Consider the following 19,941-nt stretch of genomic DNA (forward strand, 5'->3'; position numbering starts at 1 on the left):
GACTATGCGAGAGTCACTCCAGAGCCACGGCGGCCTACGTACTGGGCTGCCACAAACAGTTCCTGGTCCTTTTGGGTCTTGTCCTGCACAAATCGGTACTCGGCACGTACTTCGTCGGAAGTGAAGTGAATTGCCGCGTATCCGTGGTGGTCGAACTCCAAATATTTCACGTGACGGTTGACCCCAGTTAGGGCTGTTTCTGCGGTCAAGGAGATGCCGTTGCGTTGTGGCAGCTTCACGATGTCGTCGATGTTTGGCGCGCTCACAGAGGTGCACACGAATTCCATCGCAGCGACCCCATCTACGGGATATCGTCCAGGGGACCTCGGAACGTTACATGCCCACGAACTATGAATATCTCCGGTGAGGAACACAACGTTGTCCAACTGGTGCTCGCCCATGAGATCGATGAGCTTGCGTCGCTCGGCTGCAAAGCCATCCCATTGGTCAAAGTTGTATGGGATCCCCTCTTCTGGCATACCCAGCAATTCTGTTACTGCACGGGTCGCTTCGGGATCCATTGGCGGAATAAGGACCGGAGTAAACATCACCGAATTGCCCACGATATTCCACGTTGCCGACGAAGTCGTCCATTGCCCGCGAAGGAATTCAAATTGCTCAGAACCGAGCATGCTGCGCGATTCGTCATCAATTCCGGCCATGGCCTTGAATTCGACGGGTTGATCGCGGTACGTACGCAGATCCAGCATGACAATTTCCGCCAGGTCGCCGTAATTGAACGAACGGTAGAGATGTCCCTGTTCTGAAAATGTCGTCGCGCGCACTGGGAGCCACTCCAGGTACGCCTGGATAGCTGCGTCACGACGGGCTGCATATGAGCCCTCTTCGCCCTCGGTGTGGTTCTCTGCGCCGTTGTGGTAGCTGTCGTTAGCGACTTCGTGGTCATCCCACGTTACGACCCATGGCTTCACTCGGTGTGCTTCCTGGAGGTCGCTATCGGTGCGGTATTCGCCGTAGCGACGTCGGTAGTCCTGCAGCGTGACAATTTCATGTTCCGGCTGGTGCGTGCGAATTGGGCCGGTCTTTCCTGCGTACTCACCAGTGCCGTACTCGTAGATGTAGTCACCGACGCACATGACAATGTCGATGCCATCATTGCGGGCCATATCGCCGTACGCGCTGAAGTAACCGGTTTCAAAGTTGGCGCATGAGGTTAGGGCGATACCGAGGTGTTCGGGCGAGGAATTGACTGGTGGAGTCGTTCGAGTGCGACCGATCGGTGAGATCTGGCCGGAGTACTCTCCGTCAGCGACGATAAAGCGGAAGTAGAACCATGTATCAGCAGCGAGGCCAGTTGGTTCGACCTTGACTGTCTGATCGGCTGCTGGGTTGGCTACCGTCGTGCCACTGGCAACGATTGAGCTAAAGGCCTCGTCGGTTGCTACCTCCCAGCGGAGGTTGACTGGGTGACCTGCGCCCGAGCCAGGGATGTCGCCAGCATGCGAGGTTGCACGAGTCCATAGCAAGACGGAGTTGGGGAGCGGGTCACCCGAGGCGACACCGTGCTGAAATACGCTGTGCTCGGTAGCGGCAGCGTTGCTGTCGCCCGTGTCGGCGGTTGGGGCTTGCTCGGCAGATGCGGTTAATGGCGAAAGGGCGGAAGCGCCAACTAGCGCAGCGCCAGTGGCGCCTGCACGCAGGGCGGTACGTCGTGAAGTTGTGAGAGAGCGCAGATGCATGGATCTCATGTCACAGCTTCGCGACGAAAACTGCAGGTCATTAACCTATATTAATAGCCCGTTACGGGGGTAAGTTCACGTGAAGTTCATTTACCTGTTGATTAGTGGTTACTTACCAATCATTTCCACGATCTCGCCGTCGAGCTTGTTCAGCTCGGCAGTAATTGACTTGTGCGTACGGCGACGCTGATCCGGGGTCATCCGCTCGGCGGTTTCCACGGAGTCATCGAGAACGTCGAGGCGCTTCTTCGCATCCTTGACGAATCCGCTCGTGCCGGATTTGTTGGAACGGTCGAGGTCATCCAAAGCTGTACGGATCTTGCCGATACGTGCGCGCAAACCAGCGCCATGGCCGTAGAACCGGGCAGATTCTGCCCCGGTGACACCGTACTGCTGCGCCTTGGAATTCAGCTCGCGGTTCTGCAGGAACGCAATGCCACGGTAGGCCAGTGGCAGGGCAACTGGAATGATCATGCGAGCTGCTGCCACCCAGTTCTTCGCCTTATCCGCAGTAAAGCCCTGCGCGCGCTGCTGCTCCAAGATCTTTGCGGCCATCGCGGTCTGATGCTTCTGCTTTGCAGCGAGTGCCTTGCGTTCAGTCTTGGTCTCGCCCTTGTGGATCTTGACCATGCGCTTCGACGCGCGATCATCCAGCTTCTGCTGCTTCTTCAGTTCCTTTTTAGCCTGCTTGACGTCCATCGAAGCAGCCTTTTCCATCATCTTTTGGTCGCGCTTAGCTTGCTTCGCGGCAGCCTTGCTCTCGGCCTTCTTCGTCTCGCGCTTCAGCTTTGCCTCGTGCTTGGCGGCCGCCTTGGCCTTAGCGGTTGCGGCCTTTACTTCCAGCTTCATATCGCGACGACGTTCGCGCATTGCGTCCAAGAAACTCATGATGTCCTGTTCTTCGTTCAGCTATATGGTCAGCGTGAGATAGTTCAAATCCGGCTAATGATCTAACTATTTAGTAACTACCAGGGTAACGCGATTTGAGCGCGGGAGGCGATATTCTTGAGCACTGTGACTCCCCTGAAATCTTTGGCCAAGCCTGTTACCGGTTCCGATCTTATCGGTTGCCGTTACCGATTGGTTCGCGATTTATGGGAATACCAGGGCAAAGGTCAGGTGAAGAACGCAGTTGAGGAATCTCGCTCTCACCACAAGGATGCTGTCTTGGCTGCAATTCCGCATCCTATTGTCATCCAGGATGGGCCAGATGCGGACCTCGAAACATTGGAAGCAATGGCAGCGGGTGCTCCATTTATCATCGGCGCAGTATTGAGACATGAGCGTCCGCCTGCCGCCTACGATGCCGCCGGCCGTGCCATGAACCAACGAGCTTTCTCTGGCATTGCTGAGGAGTCTCGTCCTGATCTACTGGTGAAAATCGACGATGCTCCACAGGCACACGGGCCTCGCTACATGCCGGTACTAATCGTCGCGCACAAGTTGCTTAGTCCCCACAAGGGGCGTGCTCCGGCAGCAAAGATCTTGCCACTCACCCGTCTTGCGGGACCAGGGGTGTTTGGGCGCACGATGCGGCAGGGGATCGTCGCAACGCAAAAGTGGAGGTTGCGGCACCACGGCCCGGATGCGGTGCGCTTGGGGCAGGCTGCGGCGCTGTTGCACAGGTTGGGTGTGTCCAGTGGTCTCGTCGGTGGCATTGGCGCTGACGGAGAGAACATTGTGGTGGTCGATGAGGGGCCACGAGTGGCGTCGTATCGAGCTGCACTGCGGGATGCTCGCGAGACGGTGTACGCCGTCGCCGGTGAGCCGTCGCGGTGGGAGGTCGGACGGTGGCCGTTGGCTGCTCGCAAAGTGAGGGAGTGCAAGGGTTGCCGTTGGCATGACGCATGCGATGAGGAGCTTCGCCACAGCGATGACATTTCGCTGCTGCTCCCGGGTGACCGCGCTTCGAAGCTTCGTGAACAGGGCATTTCTACCGTGCGTGAACTCGCTGCCGCCGATGACTGCGGAGAGCAGAGCTGGCTAGCGCGAGCGGTGCTCGCTGGTACTCCTGCTTTACGACGAGTCGATGCCACCTCAGCGCCCCGGGCTGATGTGGAGATAGACATCGATATGGAGGCGTACCCGGCGCACGGCGCCTATTTGTGGGGAGCGTGGCCGGTGGGTGAGGACTACCAACCGTTCGTGACGTGGGCCGCGCCGGGCGAGAAAGGGCTTGGCGGTCAGGCGGAGGCTCAGAACTTCGCGATCTTCTGGACCTGGTTGATGAAGCGGTGCAATGACGCACTGAGAGCCGGACAATCCGTGCGCGTATATTGCTGGGCTGCCGAAGGCGAGAATTACTGGCTGCGGCAAAGCGCTGATCGCTTCGGTGGCATGGAGTTTGTGGTCGACGGTGCGCTCGTTGGTGACCGTGACAGTGACCGTGATGGCGAGAGCAGCGAAGGTGACAGCAGTGAATGCGATGGCCCAACCGTTGTCCGGGTGCCATCGCGGACGGAGATTGATGAGTTCATCTCGTCAGATATGTGGACCGACATGTTCCGAGTAACTAAGTCGCAGCTACTGTCGCCACAAGGGATGGGGCTGAAGGTGGTCGCACCGATGGCAGGTTTCCACTGGCGTGACGAAGGAGTCGATGGCGAAGTGTCCCTGACCCTGTACGAACAGGCTGTCGGACTCGCAGAAATCGCACCTACCGTGGCTGAGAGCGCGCGTGCTGCGCTACTTCGTTACAACGGTGATGATTGTCGCTCCGTTGCACACATCCGTGATTGGTTGGATTCCGGCCAAGCAACACTGGAGATTCCGCACGGAAGCAACTTGCCGAAACCGTAGCCAGACAGTTGAAGGCGTGACCACTACCATCCGGCAGCAACGTCGCCAATTTGGTGGCACAACCACATTATGGACAGGCACCATGGATACATGGCTCATCAAAGTGGAATTACCGGAATCGGCGTTACTGATCACGTCTACATCGAGTTCGACCTAGTCGACGGTGTCGATGGGGCAGAGGCCGTCGCAAAGCTATCTGAAGCGATAAACGTGCCAACGACCGCAGGTGCAAACATCGTGGCAGGTGTCCGTCCGGAATTGTGGGCGCGTGTCGCGGAGGCGGCGGACGTACCGGACAATGTGCACGGGTTTAACGAAGCGATTGTGGGACGTGACGGGTACACGATGCCGGCGACTCAGCACGATGTGTGGTTGTGGGGAGCGTCATCGTCGCGGTCGGCAGCATTCGATCTGTCGCGGTCGATCATCGAGCAACTGCGGGAGGTTCTGGCTGTGGCTGACGAGACAGTTGGTTGGGTCTACCAGCACAATCGCGATCTGACCGGGTTCGAGGACGGTACCGAGAACCCAGGTGCGCTCGAAGCTCCGAGCGTGGTCGCGATTCCGGCAGGTCAGCCGGGCGCAGGTGCATCGATCCTGCTGTATCAGCTGTGGAAGCACAAGACGGTCGACTGGGAGAGTCTCGGCACCAAGGCTCAGGAAAACATCATCGGGCGAACCCGGGAGGACTCCACGGAGCTTGACGACGATGTCATGCCCGACGATTCCCACGTCTCCCGAAATGTGATTGAGGTCGACGGCGAAGAGTTGGAAATCTTCCGACGTAACACCGCGTACGGAGACCATAATGACCATGGCACAGTGTTCGTCGGATTTTCCTTTGACCAGTGGCGCATGGAAGAAATGCTCCGTCGCATGGCCGGAGCCGACGACGAGCAAGGGCCACGCGATGCGCTGACTCGCTTCACTGACGCGATCTCCGGAAGCTGGTACGTGTGCCCATCAGTCGAGGCGCTAGCGAAGCTGCTGCCGGAAGAGGACTAACCCCGACCAAGCCACGTGCCGCGCCGGGCATAGCGCGGTGCGACCTTCTTCAATGCTGCCGAGCGTGCACGGACTGTATTTTCCCTGGCGAAGAGCATGAGCTGTTCGATGCGTTCGGCCCGAAATGTTGCACGCGGGGATTTCGAGGTATTCATATATAAGCGTTTCGTCGCTGCTAGCTGATCTGGTGAGCGCCCTACGAGTCTGTGCATCCTCGACCATGCTTCTTCCGTAGCAGCAGTGAGGTCTGGGGCGGTGGTCGTCGCTAAGCCAAGGTTTGTGGCGGAGGCGCCGGAGAGTTCTTCGCCGGACATCGTGAGCCATTTCGCCTGATCAAGCGGGAGTTGATCAGTGAGGGTACGGATCCCCGACATATCAGGGATGAGCCCCCACTTGGTTTCCAGCACAGACCAACGTGAGTCGGCGGTGGTGATGCGGAAGTCCGCGCCCAGGGCGATCTGCAACCCGCCGCCGTAGCAGTGGCCGTGCACGATTGCGATAACGGGAACGGGTACGCGGCGCCAATCCCAGCATGCGCGCTGGAACACGTTCGTGCCGTGGATATCGGGGAGGAAGCCGGTGGCGAGCGCAAAACGGGCGGATCGCGTCGGCTGCAGAGCGGAGCCGAAATCGAGCCCAGCACAGAACGAAGCGCCTTCACCTGCGAGGATGATGCCACGTAACTCGGGGTCGCGGGCGAGCGTTCGGGCGGTGGTGGATAAGTCGCGGAGCATGTCGATGGTCAGGCCATTGAGCTTTTCCGGACGGTTCAGCTTGACGACGGCTACCTTCCCCGCAACATCGCCACCGTCAGAGGAAAGCTGCTCGAAACTCACGGAAATGTTCTGAAAATGTGCGAACTCGGTCATGAAGGTGAGCGTATTCAGGGCACTGCAAGGTGCGAGGTGTTTTGCGGAAATTGATTGTGGAGCGTGAGGGGACGGCGGTGCAGACGGAAAAGCATTGTGCTTTAGGAGTCTCCCTCCATGAGGTACGCGGGCCCGCACGATTCACGAAAACGCGTCAGCACGCATCGCCAGGCGTGAAATCTACGCCACTATGTCGCTCCTGCACCGGAAACCGCTCCTGCACCCGCACCTCGAAATCACAAAACGCGCCCCACGCACATAAAGTGCATGAAGCGCGTTCAGGTTAGCTATAAAGCCAACTGCAAAGTCAGCAGAACTGACCAGCCAACAAGCAAGCTGAATCGCCTACCGGCGTAATCGCTTACTTGCTTGACTTCTTACTTAGATCTTTTACTTAGAAGCCTTTGCGAAACGCTCTGCAACGTCATCCCAGTTGAAGACGTTCCAAACAGCCTTGACGTAGTCAGCCTTAACGTTCTTGTACTGCAGGTAGAAAGCGTGCTCCCACATGTCCAGCATCAGCAGTGGGGTCAGGTTGATGGAGATGTTGCCCTGCTGGTCGGTCATCTGCTCGATGACGAGACGGCCAGCAACGTGGTCGTAACCAAGCACTGCCCAGCCGGAGCCCTGCAGGCCGAGAGCAGCACCGGAGAAGTGATCCTTGAACTGCTCGAAAGAACCGAAGTCGCGGTTGATAGCTTCAGCCAGCTCGCCGGTTGGCTCGCCGCCACCATTTGGAGACAGGTTCTTCCAAAAGATGGAGTGGTTGGCGTGTCCACCAAGGTTGAACGCCAGGTCCTTGGACAGAGCGGTAACAACGGAGGCAACTTCGCCGTTTTCGCGGGCAGCCTGCAGCTTGTCCAGGGCAGCGTTAGCGCCGTTGACGTAGTTCTGGTGGTGCTTGGTGTGGTGCAGCTCCATAATCTCGGCCGCAATGTGTGGCTCGAGTGCGTCGTAAGCGTAGTCCAGCTGTGGAAGCTCGTAGGTAGCCATGAAAATGGTCCTCCTTCATTTGACGAAATAACTTCTGTGCAACCGATGGTACGCAAGATCGGGAATTACGCAAGAGAATACATTCGAAAATAGGCATATTCTCAGCCAACTATTCGGCCTTGTCTATTTAATCCGCGCGCGGAAGACCAAAAATTCCCACAAAAAGCACGCTTCACGACGTCCCCCTCCACCATTATCATCAGCCATATGTCGAATGAGTCGCGCAATCATCACAACCACATTTTTTCGGCGGAGCAGATTCTTGGGGCTCCGGTCGTCGGGAAGCATGTTGTCCTGGGCAACCCGGTCGGGGAGTGGCCAGCTCATTGCGAGGTACTGATCGCGGCGGCCGGGTGTTTCTGGGGCGTGGAGAAATTGCTGTGGCAGCAGCCAGGTGTGGTTACAACCCTGCCGGGATATGCCGGAGGGCACACCGAGCAGCCGGATTATCGCTCGGTGTGTTCCGGTCTAACAGGGCACACGGAATCGGTGTTGGTCGCGTTCGATCCTGCGGAAACGAGCTTTGACCAGTTGCTCCGAGTGGTGTTGGAGGCGCATGATCCGACGCAAGGGGATCGTCAAGGTAACGATATTGGCCCGCAGTACCGCTCTGCAGTATTCCCACTTGACGACGATCAGATGGCAGTCACCACCGCACTCCTGGCTAACTATGGGCAGCGACTTTCGCGAGCAGGATTCGGGCCAGTGACAACCGAAGTCACGCCGCTCGGCCAGACTCCGACAGGAAGTTTCTGGGCAGCTGAGGAATTTCACCGTGGCTACTTACGCAAAAACCCGCAGGGATACTGCCCAATCCATGCGACGGGCATTTCCTGCGGGTAGGAGCGCGTTTACTTATTGAGGTGGTTGCGTGCAGCGTCCTGAGCCTTGTCGACATGCTCAGCGTGCTTGTTACCGGTCTTGGCATCGATTACGTCGCCGGCTTTATCAACGCCCTGGTCAACCTTGTCTGGGTTATCTGCTGCGAACTGCTTTGCCTTGTCGAACATGCTCATGAGGAAAGCACCGTCCCTTCTCAAATTGGAGTCGATCAGTAAAGATCGCTTTGGCACACACCATAACGACTCCTGCTTCGACGTGCAGGGGAGATTTCATGAGAAATATGCCAATGAAAGCCCTAGAACCGAGGGGCATGGTTGCGTTTAATCCATTTCCGAATGCGTTTGAATTTGATGCCATTGGCGCTTTTAAGCTTCTCTTTCATTGGCAAACCAAGAACAGAAGCCCAGGCAGGAAGCATTTCTTCTTCGTAGCGGTGGCCAATTCCACCGGGGGTTTCGGTCGAGACTAATCCGTCGATGAGAACTTGCCAGAACGTTACAAAGGGGAACCAGCGCATTGTTGGCAGCACATCGCGGCCGAGCGGTTCACGAAGCCAGTCGGGTCGTCGCCAAGCGAGTGAATAGTCCCACCACACGATCGGGTCCGATGCGTGCTGTAGGAATACCACCCGGGGATGAAGCCACTGTCCGAGCGGTGCCCCAGATACCGACTCGTAGAGCTCTCTCGGGCGGGTAGCAAAGCGAATATGCCGACCGCCGTCAATAATGGGTGCGATCTCGGGAGAACCAGGGTCTCGGTTTTTGGTGATTTCCTGCCACATCGGAGTGAATCGAGGAGCGCCTGACCACACGGCTCCATCAATCTTCGACAGCATGTCTTCCACATCAAAAAACGCGCTCGTGCCACCAAAAGCGCCCAGTGATTCGCCTGCTACGTAGAACTTCGGGCGGTCGTCTTCCGGGAGTTTTTGCCATTCGCGATACACCCGATTGATCAAAGCTCGACCAGCTAGCGGGGCAGTGTCATGATCAGCCAACCAAGCATAAGGCGACGGCAAATCTGAATACTGCAGGCCAATCTGCGCACAATTGCCGAGAGTCAAGAATTCGACCGTGACCAGCGACCATTCCGGCGTCCATCCGGTGCCCGTGGTGGTGTAGACGACCAGATGGTCGCGTCGGAAAGCACCGGTGCGATGCATTTCTCGAATGATCAGCTCCGTCTGCGCCGCTAAGCTACGACCTCGCACGTGCCCCGCATAAATGCGTATCGGCTCCATGACCTCGCTGCGATCCCGCTTCGTCACCGCCGCGATATCGCGTGCCCGCGGACCATCCGCCACCACCGCGCGCCCCTGCGCACCCAACGCATGCCACGGCTCCAATGACCACGGACTTCCTGATCGCTGTGGCTCCCACGGCTGCTGACGTCCCGGCAGCAAACGCATATTCAGGTTGTGCGCATTGCGAGCCACCTTTGCGACGATCCTGCGAATCAACAACTTATCCACGGCCAACGCGACCGTAGTGCCAAGTACAACGCCGGAAATCACCGGCGCGAAGCCAGGGGGAAGCCACGGCCTAATGGACATCCGCAGGTTGTCATACACCCAATCAGCCGCGAAGGTGAGCCCTTGAGTTGTCAGGTAGGCGCTTGTCGCCGCCAGAGTACCGGTGAGCTGCGCTTTTGCGGATGAGGTACCGTCCAAACCGACGAGCGAACCAATTTCACGTTGCTGAGAAATCGACCGCGCCCACACCGCGATAGTGGTCGCAGCGATAGAGGAATGCCACGACACCGCGATGTTTCTTTCGACACGTGGCGGGGGCGCGAACCGCACCAATGAAGTAGCGCGCAACCTGCGATCCAATCGGCGAAAGCCGTACCCAACGGCTGTTCCGACCACATGCCCAGCGACTTGCGCAGTGAAAGTCACCACGGCTGTCGGCACCATTGATCGAGGCATCAGCGATGGCGAAAACGCAGCCCACGATGCTATTTCGGCGCCGATCAGGCCTGGATTGGCGGGAAAGCCTCGGTGGGGACGTCGAAAAGCAGCGACTCGGCTGGCAGCCGTGAGCGCACGCTGGAGGTTCATGACTTCATCTTGAAGAGAGTCCGAAAACTTTTCAAGGGAACCCGGTGCGAGCGTGGACCGTTGCGGTTGCGAGAAGTCAGCGAAGAACCCACAGTACGAGAGGTAAGACCCGAGATAGCTAGCTTGACCATCCGCGTTCGAACTCATGTGAACTCAAATGGAGATGAGACGTTCATGAAGGTATCCGTCGGAAACAAAATTGTGCTGATCGGTGCTGGCGATGTTGGCGTCGCCTACGCATACGCCCTGGTCAACCAGGGCACTTGTGACCACCTGGCAATCATTGACATTGATGAGAAGAAGACCGAAGGCAACGTCATGGATCTGAATCATGGCGTTGTGTGGGCTTCAAGCCGTACAAAAGTGACATCGGGAACATACGCTGACTGCGAAGACGCGGCGATCGTTGTGATCTGTGCCGGCGCTGCTCAGAAGCCTGGCGAAACACGTTTGCAGCTTGTGGACAAAAACATGAAGATCTTCCGTTCTATCGTCGGCGACGTCATGGCTAATGGGTTTGACGGAATCATCATCGTTGCCACCAATCCTGTTGACATCCTCACCTACGCCACCTGGAAGTTTTCTGGCCTGCCTGCAAACCGCGTCATTGGGTCGGGCACCATTTTGGACACCGCGCGCTTCCGCTACATGCTCGGCGAGTACTTCCAGGTCTCTCCGATGAGCGCACACGCGTACATCATCGGTGAACACGGCGACTCCGAGTTGCCGGTGTTGTCCAGCGCTACCGTAGCTGGAGTGAGCCTGGCACGACGGCTGGAGGAGAATCCTGAGCTTCGCGACGAGCTTGAGCAGATCTTCGTCCGAACTCGTGATGCTGCGTACGAAATCATCGATGCAAAGGGTTCCACGTCGTATGGCATCGGTATGGGACTGGCGCGTATTTCCCGAGCAATCCTGCAAAACCAGGAGGTGGCGTTACCGGTGTCGGCGCTGCTGCGCGGTGAGTATGGGCATAACGACATCTACGTCGGTACGCCAGCGATTGTGAATCGGCGCGGTATTCGTCGTGTCGTAGAGCTCGAGTTAAACGACCACGAGCGCGAGAAGTTTGATGCGTCGGTTGCTGCACTCCGCGAAGTTCAGGATCCGTTTTGGCAGGACAAAGTGAACAATGGGTGACAAAAACACGGAAAGTCATCTGTCCGGATGAACTTTCTGTCATCTCGACCCACAATGTGAAGTACTAAAAGTTACGTACGTAGGGAGAGTGCACCTCAATGTCGCATGACATCGCTCCGCTGATTGAACAGCTCGACGGATTGCTCGCTGAGCTCGATAAGACTGCCGAGGCTTCACAAGGTCAGCTGGAGGAGGTGCATCCAGAGCATCGTCGTCGTGCAGAGAACTTGGTGCATTACGCGCACCTGCGCACGATCGATATCCGCGACTTGCAGAATAAGCTGCACGATTTGGGCGTCACCAGCCTGACTACCGCTGAATCTGGTACTCGCGGGCGTTTGGTACTGGCCCGCAACGTATTGAAGCTGGCTAGTGGCCAGGAGTCAGATACCGACGTCGCTGCGATCATTGCTGATGACGAGGCAGCGGACGAAGCACTCGAAAACAACGCCGAAATGTTGTTCGGCGAAGAACGCGAAGGCGTTCCGGCGCGCATTATGGTGACCCTTCCGTCTGAGGCTGCGGACGATGCCGAGATGGTGCTCGGTTTCGCCGAGGCTGGCATGGACTTGGCTCGCATCAACTGTGCGCACGACGGCCCAGAAGTTTGGCGTCGCATGATCGACAATGTTGAAGCAGCTGCCGAGCAGGTTGGCCGCGACATTAAGGTGTCGATGGACCTGGCTGGTCCAAAGCTGCGCACCGGTGACATCGAACCTGGTCCAAGCGTTGGTCGTGCACGAGTCACCCGCGATGATGCTGGCACCGTGTTGACTCCTGCGAAGATCTGGCTGACTCCGCGTCAGGTCGATATGGGCGGCCCAGTCGATGCTGAAGATACGCATTCGGGTGAGCCAACCCGCGCGCTGACAGTTACGCCGCCACCTGCTGATTTGCCAGGTCGCCCAGCACTGCCACTGACGGTTGATGCTGGTTGGTTGCAGAGCCTGCACATCGGCTCGGAGATCACTTTCCACGACAATCGTTCTGCGAAGCGCCATTTCACCGTCACCCGTATTGAAGACGGTGGCGTACTGGCGGAAGGTCCACGCAACGCTTACGTCCTGGACGGCACCCTGCTGCGCTGTGACTACGAAAAGACCCGCGCAACTGGCATCCCACCAACGGTGCAGAAGCTTCGCTTCGAAGTTGGCGACGAGATGGTCCTCACCTCCGATCCAACTCCAACTGCAATCCCAGATCCTGGTTTCGCTCCACGCATCAATTGCTCTCTTACTGAAGCTCTTGAAGCGCTCCAGGTTGGGGAGCCAGTGCTTTTCGACGACGGCGCAATTGCAGCAGAAGTCATCGAAAAGGGAGAGTCTCCGTGCGGAGAGTTCCTGGATGCGCGTCTTCGCGTCACGCGTGCGAAGCCGGGCGGACAGAATCTGGCTGCGCACAAGGGCATCAACCTGCCACACACCGTTCTGCCGTTCCCATCCTTGACGGATGAGGATATCGAGCACCTGCGTTTCGTCGTGGAAAACGCCCACGTAGCTGCAGTGAGCTTCATTCGAACGGTTGACGATGTCGAGCAGGTGCTGGACGTTATCAACGGTATTGCGGAGGAGCACGAGAAGGCTGGTCAGCCTGAACTGGCAGAAAAGGCACGCAATGTGGGCATTGTGCTGAAGATCGAGACCATCCCAGCTTTCGAGAATTTGCCAAACCTGATGTTGACGGTGATGCGTCGTCGAAACGTTGGTTTGATGATTGCTCGTGGCGACCTCGCAGTGGAGCTCGGCTTCAACCGCATGGGTGAAGTTCCAGGTCAGATTCTGTCGCTGGCACAGGCTGCTGGCCTGCCAACCATTTTGGGTACCCAGGTGCTGGAGACCCTCGCCAAGGCTGGTTTGCCATCGCGCGCGGAGATCACCGACGCAGCGTTTGCCCTGCGTGCAGAGTGCGTCATGTTGAACAAGGGCCCTCACATTAACGACGCGATCAAGATTCTGGATAATCTGGCGAACAAGATGGGTCGTTCGCAGCGTAAGAACCGCATCATGTTGCGTCGTATCCGCAGCTGGGATGCGGAGTATCATCCAGAAAACACTATGAACTAGGTCCCCGACGGTGCGCAGGCCAAACACCATGTGCCGCCTGTGCAACGTATGGAGTAGAGCGAGGGCGCATGAATTGGCAGCAACCAGGCACCGGCTGGCCTCAGCCACACCCTGGTCTGATGTCTCCGGAGCAGTTGAATGCTCCGGTGCGTTTTCGCGCCCGAGCGGTAAGTAACTGGGCGGTTGCTGGTTTTGTGATGTTGGCGTTTGGCCTGGTCGCGCTGTCGCTTGGGTACACGGATCACACTTCGGATATTTTCAAGGCCAATATCTTCCGCGTCGTTTCTACGCTGTTCTTCGCCATTGCGGGTGTCTGTGCCGCGGTTGTGGGTGTGTTCGTGTGGATCACGTTGGCTGCCCTCAAACGCCGTGCGCAATATTGGCAGCCACCGCTGAACCGCGACTTCGTATCCATTTCGACGATGCATGTATGGCCAGTCCGCAACATCACCGGTCCGGTTGTTGCCCTCGCTGAAACTGGGGTTACCGGTTCTGCCCGATACGTGTGGTTCGCGACGTGCGCCCTATGGCCTTTGGGTCTGATCTGGGCAATCGTCGGTGATAGCGCGCTGACGAACTTTCAAAGCGGTGTCGTGCTGTGTCTCGCCTTTGCGACGACCGCCATCACTGCTCGAACCCTTGCGTTGGCGTTGGAGCCTGAGTCAGGTCGTCGTCAAGTAATGCTTGGGAGGCAAGCGCCACAGCCGGGCTTTTGGAGTCGTGGCATCATCGAGCCCGCTACTAGCGCAAAGGCGGAACTAACGATGGTGACGCCACCGTTGGATGACAGTATCGAGAAGTTGTTCATCAAGGAGACCGACTGATGCAGATTGTTGCGCATCGGGGAGCGTCGGGCACTTTTCCAGAGCACACGCTTGCAGCCTACGAAGAGGCAGTGCGACAAGGTGCGGACGGCGTTGAGTGCGATCTTCGACTGTCCGGTGATGGGCATTTGGTGTGTTTCCATGATCGCTTGCTGGATCGGACCACTAATGGGCGCGGGCCGATTGGGGCGATGCCGATTTCCAAGTTGCGGACGTTGAATGCTGGGACGGAAGAGGCACCACAGCCGATTCTTGAGTTCGAGACTTTCCTGGAGTTTGTGTCAGCGCATCCTGATTTGGGAGTGTTTATCGAGACAAAACACCCGGTCATGACTGGGCTGCGCACTGAGCGGAAGCTTCGGGAGCAGCTGAAGCACTTTGGCTTGGATACGGCTGAGCGGACCCATGTGATTAGTTTCTCTACTCGTTCGATGAGCGCAGTGGGAACGATGCTGCCGAAGCTGAATCGCATCCAGCTCGTTGATTCGCCCAGCCCTCGTACTGCTTTACGACGGTACCTCGGACGTCCAACGTCCATGGGTGTGGATATTGTGGGCGCTCGACGTGATCCAACTGGGGCAACGGGGTGGAAGAAGCCGTTGTATAGCTGGTTGGCGAAAACCGACACTGACGTGACCTTTGCACATGCCCGTGGTGTGCAGTGGCTGGCCACTGATTGGCCTGCAGAAGCTAGAGCAGTTCTTGATACGGCAAGATTGGAGCAGTCGGCTCCGGGTGCCGAAGCAAAGCGGAAACGCGCTGATGCAGGGGCTTTTGTGCCACGAAATGTGCCGCAGAGGTTGGGTCATGGCGCAGGTCTGAACGCGCCCAAGTAAGTTAGTTGGCGTGGGAAAGAAATCTCGTAAGAATCGTGCACATGATGTTCCTGAGGGCATGAGCCGTCGTCAGGCTAAGTTGGCTGCTCGCGCTGCTGAGCGAGCCCGTTTGGCTGGCAACCCTCGTCCGTTCGAAGGCTTTGCGGCTGAAGCTGATTTGGTTGCGTTGCGCGAGTTCGCGCCTTCTGTGGTTGTGCCTGTGAAGGTCACCGATTCGGATCGCAACATCTTCCTTTGCACCGTCCTTCCCGGTGGTATCGCTGCGTTGACGCGCGAGGATAAGGATGGCGTGACTGCTTTTGTCGCTATGCAGACCCAGGCTCGGTCTAACGACGCTGCAGCGGATTTGGCGCGTGCGTTGCTATGGGCTCGCGACGCTGAGCCTGGCCAGCAGCTTACTGGCGCTACTGATGGTGAGGCTGTCGAGTTGAGCGGTCTGCTCGCCGGCGTTTCGCCGGACGACATCGTCGTTCATCAGGACTTCGAATGGTGGCTGCCAGAGGGTATTGAGCGCACTCAATTGGTCGAGCAGAACCTCCGCGTGGCTAATGACTCGCTGTTGCCGTCTTACCGTTTGGACATTGATGTCGCTGGTGCCGTGTGGTGGATTGATCCGGGCGAGCGCGCGCATATTCGTTGGGTCCGCTTGGAAAAGGAGGCCGAGCTTCTCGACGCTCTGGCACGAGTCCACGCAGCTGACCACTTGACCATGGGCGAGGGGACCAAGTTCGCGGGTGTCTTCCGCGCCGATGGCGTGCTGGTTCCGGTATGGGACCTGGATAACACCAAGCCTTATGACTCGTGGAATGCAGCCATTGCGGACGCTGACAAACGCATCAAGGATGCACTTGCTGTCACCGAACCATTGACTGCGGAAGAGCGTAAGTCCCGCGAAACCATCGTGTCCCGCCAGGTCACGCTGCGCTAAGTCTTTTAGCGCAAGTCCTTGAAGAACTGTTCTGTTTGATTTTCATCCCAGAGCAAGACATTTCCTGCGTAATCGGTGTCCATCGTGCCGGCGGTGGGCACCGTGAGTGATTCTGTGCCCATGGCCAGTCGTGCCATGAGCCAGCCGAGGTTCCACGAGTGGTCTTTTTCGCTAACAGTCAGCGAATTAACGCCTGCGTTGGCGAGGCGAATCGTGCGGTACGGGTTCAACAGCACCCATGGCGACGACACTCGTTTCATGAGCGCCCCCATGAATTCGCGCTGCCTGCCAACGCGGTCTAAGTCACCCTGCGCCGTTGCACGCGTGCGGACATAGCCGAGCGCATTCTTGCCATCAAACTTCTGGCATCCAGCCTGGATATCAAGCCCAGCTAGGGGATCTTGAATTGCCTCAGGAGGACACATTTCGATGCCTCCAGCTGCATCAACGATGCCGGCGAAACCGCCGAAACCAATTTCTGCGTAATGGTCGATGCGCACGCCGGTGGACTTTTCGACGGTGTCCGTCAGCAACTCCGGCCCACCCAACGAAAATGCCGCGTTGATCTTGTCTGTGCCATGCCCCGGGATTTCGACAAAAGAGTCGCGGGGGATACTCACTAGTTTTGCCTTACCCACGACTGGGATATGGGCAATCATGATGGTGTCGGTTCGCTGGCCGAAATCACCGGCGCCGGTGGAGAGCTCTGCGGCCTGTTCGTCGGTAAGTCCAGCGCGTGAGTCTGAACCAACCAGAAGCCAGTTGGTAGCAATGGAACGGCCGGGGCGGTCAGCGAGGTTGTCGAAGACCGTCGTGCGGTTCAGGGACAGCTCGACGAAGATCAACCCGCCCGCAATGAAGAGCAGGAGTGCGAGGAAGGCTGCACGTAGTGCTCGGCGGACGCTAAATGGGCGACCATTGCGTCCGCGTGGGAGACGCATGCTGTGGGCGCGGTCGCGAAGTGACGCGCGTGCCGACCCTACGCCAGCACCTCGGGAATCACGGGAACTACTTGCCCGTCGACCTGAAGTCTGCGCCGAACCAGCATCGTGAACGGCTCGGTTGGGGTCATAGTCGCGTGGAGGAAAGCGCGGATCATCCTGATTGCGATAGAGCGGCGCTTGCTCGATTCGTGTGTGTTGCGCTTCAGATCGGTGCGGCGACTCGGATCGACGCTGCGGCTCTCCACGGCGCGTTGGCTCTGGGCGATGGCGCGGTTCTACATGCTGGCGACGAGGATCTGCTTCTCGATGCTGCGCCGGACGTTGCGCCGGAAACTGACCACCGCGAGAACCCGCGGAGCGCGCGGAGCGTTCAGCGCGTGAAGACTGCGCTGGTGGCTGACTTTGCGCTGGACGTTGGGGGCGCTGGCTCTGAGCCGGTTGGCGACGCCTGATCGGCCGCCCGTACCTATCTAGTAGCGGTCGACCGTCAGACCCCCGCACGAAGTCGCCGTCGGCGCTGGAGCTGCGCGGCGGACGTGGGTTTCGGGGCATGTCGTTACCGTCCATAGGTGTAAAGGATAGAAGATGCGAGCATAAACACCTACACGAACAATGTTGCCGTTCGATGAGGTCGACCGGCCTGCGCAAGCGACCAGACAGCAATCGCGACTCACGAGCCCCAACCCAGCGCATTACCTCAGCATTTTCACTGGCATATCCTGAATACATGGAGAACTCGCAGTTCGGCTCGGCCACAAACCGGAACTCAGCCACCGCCCCTGCTCGCTATTCGCGTGTGAAAGAACCCGCTGTGCACGTGAAATCGCACCGTGGCGCACCGCGTGGCTTCTTTCAATGTGAAGCTGCTGGTCTGCGTTGGCTCAAAGAAGCCGAACCAGCAGGGGGAGCTCGCGTGGTCGATGTGGTCAGCATTGGTCGGACTGAATTGACTTTGAACCGAATTGTGAAGTCAGAAGCTACCGCGCGAAAAGCAGAGAAGTTCGGTGCAGCGCTTGCGATTACCCACGACGCAGGAGCTGCAGCGTGGGGCAGTCCACCTGATGGTTGGGATGGTCCGGGGTTCTTTGGCCCTCTCGATGACCCGCACCCAATGTCTCTAAAACCACGCACCACCTTCGGCGAGTACTGGGCGAACGACCGTCTTCGTCCGGCGCTGGCACAGCTGCGTTCGGAGTACACAACGCGGGAACTGGCCACCTTCGATCGGCTTCTCGAACGCCTACATGACGGTGATTTCGATACCGATGATTCACCAGCTCGTGTTCATGGTGACTTGTGGTGGGGCAACGTGATGTGGGACGAGGAGGGAGCAATCCTCATTGACCCGGCAGCTCATGGCGGGCATCGAGAAGAAGACCTCGCGCTCCTGGGGCTGTTCGGCATGCCTCACTTGGACCGGATCTACGCAGCGTACGAAGAAGTGCACCCGCTTCCAGGTCGTGAGGAGCGCGCGCCGCTTCATCGTCTTTACGCGGTCCTGATGCACGCGATTCTCTTTCGTGGCAAGTATGCGGAGCAGGCATACGATATCGCCAAGAAGTACGCCTAACCACCTCAAACAGCGGTCAGCATCCAGGTACCGTTGTTGACATGTACCGCAACAGAGAATTGATCTACCTGGTCGCGCCCACCGGGCTGCCAAACTTCGGTGACGAGTTTATCGCCGCAGCCTGGTTGCGAACTCTTGCGCGCCGACGCCCCTCGGCGAGGGTCATTCTCGATTGCCGCACACCCGGTTCCGTCGCGGTCCTCCATGCGGGTTTGCATCCAAATCTCACCGTCACCGATACGCTGTTTCGGCTTTGCGACGAAGCTCGTCGTGAAGCAGATCCGCAATCCGCTCACTTCGACGAGGTCGTACGGATCGCGGAAGAGGGCATGCGGAATCCGGAAGCAGTGCCGCATTTGGAAAGCGGTTTGCGGTTGGCGCAGGCCGCAGACGTGGTGCACGTGTTGGGTGGCGGTTGGTTCAACGATATGTGGCCAGAACACGCGGGAGTGGTGGCGGCAGCGTCGGTGGCTGGTGAGTCGGAGGCGTTACGAGTGATGACCGGTATCGGCCTCTTGCCCGGGGCCGAGACTGCGAAGCGATTGCGGGAGGTTTGGCCGAGGTTCGACCGGATTGATCTCAGAGATGAGGGGTCGACGGAGCTCGTTAAGCAGTATGTTGGCGAATCCTTGGCTGAGCGCTGTGCCGTCACTTGCACGGGCGATGATGCGTGGACAGTTCTCGGCGGTGCAGATTTGGAGGACAACGGACTCGGATTTGGTACTGAAGCTGCACGTGAGCGCAATGTCGTGGTGTGTTTGCAGTCGGATCTGTTGAAAGAATCGGCAGCCGAGGCAGAGTCGGATCCAGTTACAGATCTGGCGCTGGCGACGATTCGGATTCTGCAATCGTGGGGCGTGCGCGGCTCGGATATTGCTGTGGTGGAGGCGATCCCAGAGGTTGACAGTTTGGTGTGGACTCGGGTGGCTGAGCTTGCTCGGGAGCACGCACCGGAACTTGTCGACGATGTCCTGATGGTCCGCTTCTTCGAACTGTGGAATCACGGCCTGCCAGTAAGAGCGGGACAAAAGTGGCTGAGCACGAGGTTCCATCCACATTTGATTGCTGCTGCGCGTGGAGCGCATGGCGTGGCATTGGATGCTCATGTGGAGAATTACTACACCGTGAAGCACGGTTTGGTGACGGCAGCGGGTAGCCAGTGGACCGTGGCCGACCCTTATGCCGAGGCTGAAACTAACATCATGCCGGGGCAAGGAATGTCAGCTGAAGCGGTGGAGCGCGCTCGCGAGCTTAAGTTGGCGACCATCGATGCGGTGTATCCGATGTCTCGGGTCCAGGAAAAGACACTCAATACGGCAGTTCGTGCGAGGCGACTGGCGCGCCGGGCACTCACCCGACGCTAGGGTT

General features: G+C 58.1%; 18 protein-coding genes. 11 read left to right on the top strand and 7 right to left on the bottom strand.

Features of this window, described 5'->3' with window-relative positions:
• Window positions 1–2 precede the first annotated feature (2 nt).
• Window positions 3–1,700, bottom strand: a complete 1,698-nt coding sequence (locus tag WG934_RS08115; RefSeq protein WP_339989652.1) for an alkaline phosphatase D family protein — start codon at window positions 1,698–1,700, stop codon at window positions 3–5.
• A gap of 108 nt (window positions 1,701–1,808) precedes the next feature.
• Window positions 1,809–2,588: a DUF6474 family protein gene (locus tag WG934_RS08120; protein WP_339989654.1), complete on the bottom strand. Its 780-nt coding sequence runs from the start codon at window positions 2,586–2,588 to the stop codon at window positions 1,809–1,811.
• A 126-nt stretch (window positions 2,589–2,714) separates the two neighbouring features.
• Between WG934_RS08120 and WG934_RS08125 the strand changes: the two genes are divergently transcribed.
• Window positions 2,715–4,499, top strand: a complete 1,785-nt coding sequence (locus tag WG934_RS08125) for a ribonuclease H-like domain-containing protein (protein WP_339989655.1) — start codon at window positions 2,715–2,717, stop codon at window positions 4,497–4,499.
• A 90-nt stretch (window positions 4,500–4,589) separates the two neighbouring features.
• Window positions 4,590–5,504 carry a Dyp-type peroxidase gene (locus WG934_RS08130; RefSeq protein ID WP_339989656.1) on the top strand — a complete coding sequence of 305 codons (915 nt, stop codon included), beginning with the start codon at window positions 4,590–4,592 and terminating at the stop codon, window positions 5,502–5,504.
• Here WG934_RS08130 and WG934_RS08135 read toward each other — a convergent pair.
• Both WG934_RS08135 and WG934_RS08140 read right to left on the bottom strand, forming a co-directional pair.
• Window positions 5,501–6,373: a crotonase/enoyl-CoA hydratase family protein gene (locus WG934_RS08135; RefSeq protein WP_339989657.1), complete on the bottom strand. Its 873-nt coding sequence runs from the start codon at window positions 6,371–6,373 to the stop codon at window positions 5,501–5,503. The genes WG934_RS08130 and WG934_RS08135 overlap by 4 nt on opposite strands.
• A gap of 390 nt (window positions 6,374–6,763) precedes the next feature.
• Entirely contained in the window at window positions 6,764–7,366 is a 603-nt protein-coding gene (locus WG934_RS08140) for a superoxide dismutase (RefSeq protein ID WP_339979689.1), read from the bottom strand.
• Window positions 7,367–7,573: 207 nt separating this feature from the next.
• Between WG934_RS08140 and msrA the strand changes: the two genes are divergently transcribed.
• Window positions 7,574–8,209: a peptide-methionine (S)-S-oxide reductase MsrA gene (gene msrA / locus WG934_RS08145; protein ID WP_339989659.1), complete on the top strand. Its 636-nt coding sequence runs from the start codon at window positions 7,574–7,576 to the stop codon at window positions 8,207–8,209.
• Window positions 8,210–8,217: 8 nt separating this feature from the next.
• On the opposite strand, the gene WG934_RS08150 is transcribed toward msrA, so the two are convergent.
• The gene (locus WG934_RS08150; RefSeq protein ID WP_339989661.1) at window positions 8,218–8,382 is read right to left on the bottom strand and encodes an antitoxin; all 165 of its coding nucleotides are present in this window, start codon (window positions 8,380–8,382) and stop codon (window positions 8,218–8,220) included.
• Between the two features lie 122 nt (window positions 8,383–8,504).
• Window positions 8,505–10,268 (bottom strand): alpha/beta-hydrolase family protein, encoded by a 1,764-nt coding sequence (locus tag WG934_RS08155; RefSeq protein WP_339989663.1) that lies wholly within the window; start codon window positions 10,266–10,268, stop codon window positions 8,505–8,507.
• A 174-nt stretch (window positions 10,269–10,442) separates the two neighbouring features.
• Between WG934_RS08155 and WG934_RS08160 the strand changes: the two genes are divergently transcribed.
• The 5 genes from WG934_RS08160 (at window position 10,443) to WG934_RS08180 (ending at window position 16,059) form a co-directional block, all read left to right on the top strand.
• On the top strand, window positions 10,443–11,408 hold the full coding sequence (locus tag WG934_RS08160) for an L-lactate dehydrogenase (protein ID WP_339979694.1): 966 nt from the start codon (window positions 10,443–10,445) through the stop codon (window positions 11,406–11,408).
• A 98-nt stretch (window positions 11,409–11,506) separates the two neighbouring features.
• Window positions 11,507–13,471, top strand: coding sequence for a pyruvate kinase (locus tag WG934_RS08165; protein ID WP_339979695.1), 1,965 nt, complete (start codon window positions 11,507–11,509; stop codon window positions 13,469–13,471).
• Between the two features lie 68 nt (window positions 13,472–13,539).
• A complete protein-coding gene (locus WG934_RS08170) occupies window positions 13,540–14,295 on the top strand; it encodes a hypothetical protein (RefSeq protein ID WP_339989665.1) in 756 nt (251 codons plus the stop codon).
• Window positions 14,295–15,131 carry a glycerophosphodiester phosphodiesterase gene (locus WG934_RS08175; RefSeq protein ID WP_339979698.1) on the top strand — a complete coding sequence of 279 codons (837 nt, stop codon included), beginning with the start codon at window positions 14,295–14,297 and terminating at the stop codon, window positions 15,129–15,131. The genes WG934_RS08170 and WG934_RS08175 overlap by 1 nt, the downstream gene beginning before the upstream one ends.
• Window positions 15,132–15,141: 10 nt before the next feature.
• Window positions 15,142–16,059, top strand: coding sequence for a DUF5926 family protein (locus WG934_RS08180; RefSeq protein ID WP_339989667.1), 918 nt, complete (start codon window positions 15,142–15,144; stop codon window positions 16,057–16,059).
• A gap of 5 nt (window positions 16,060–16,064) precedes the next feature.
• Here the strand turns inward: WG934_RS08180 and WG934_RS08185 are convergent, their stop codons facing one another.
• Window positions 16,065–17,000 carry an LCP family protein gene (locus tag WG934_RS08185; protein ID WP_339979700.1) on the bottom strand — a complete coding sequence of 312 codons (936 nt, stop codon included), beginning with the start codon at window positions 16,998–17,000 and terminating at the stop codon, window positions 16,065–16,067.
• Window positions 17,001–17,029: 29 nt separating this feature from the next.
• On the opposite strand from WG934_RS08185, the gene WG934_RS08190 reads away from it, so the two are divergent.
• From WG934_RS08190 to WG934_RS08200, 3 genes are all read left to right on the top strand, one after another.
• On the top strand, window positions 17,030–17,455 hold the full coding sequence (locus tag WG934_RS08190; RefSeq protein ID WP_339989668.1) for a hypothetical protein: 426 nt from the start codon (window positions 17,030–17,032) through the stop codon (window positions 17,453–17,455).
• A 275-nt stretch (window positions 17,456–17,730) separates the two neighbouring features.
• Window positions 17,731–18,573, top strand: a complete 843-nt coding sequence (locus WG934_RS08195) for a fructosamine kinase family protein (protein WP_339989670.1) — start codon at window positions 17,731–17,733, stop codon at window positions 18,571–18,573.
• Window positions 18,574–18,614: 41 nt separating this feature from the next.
• Window positions 18,615–19,937, top strand: a complete 1,323-nt coding sequence (locus WG934_RS08200; protein ID WP_339979704.1) for a polysaccharide pyruvyl transferase family protein — start codon at window positions 18,615–18,617, stop codon at window positions 19,935–19,937.
• Window positions 19,938–19,941 lie beyond the last annotated feature (4 nt).

It is taken from the genome of Corynebacterium sp. H78, assembly GCF_037572275.1.
GTDB lineage: Bacteria > Actinomycetota > Actinomycetes > Mycobacteriales > Mycobacteriaceae > Corynebacterium.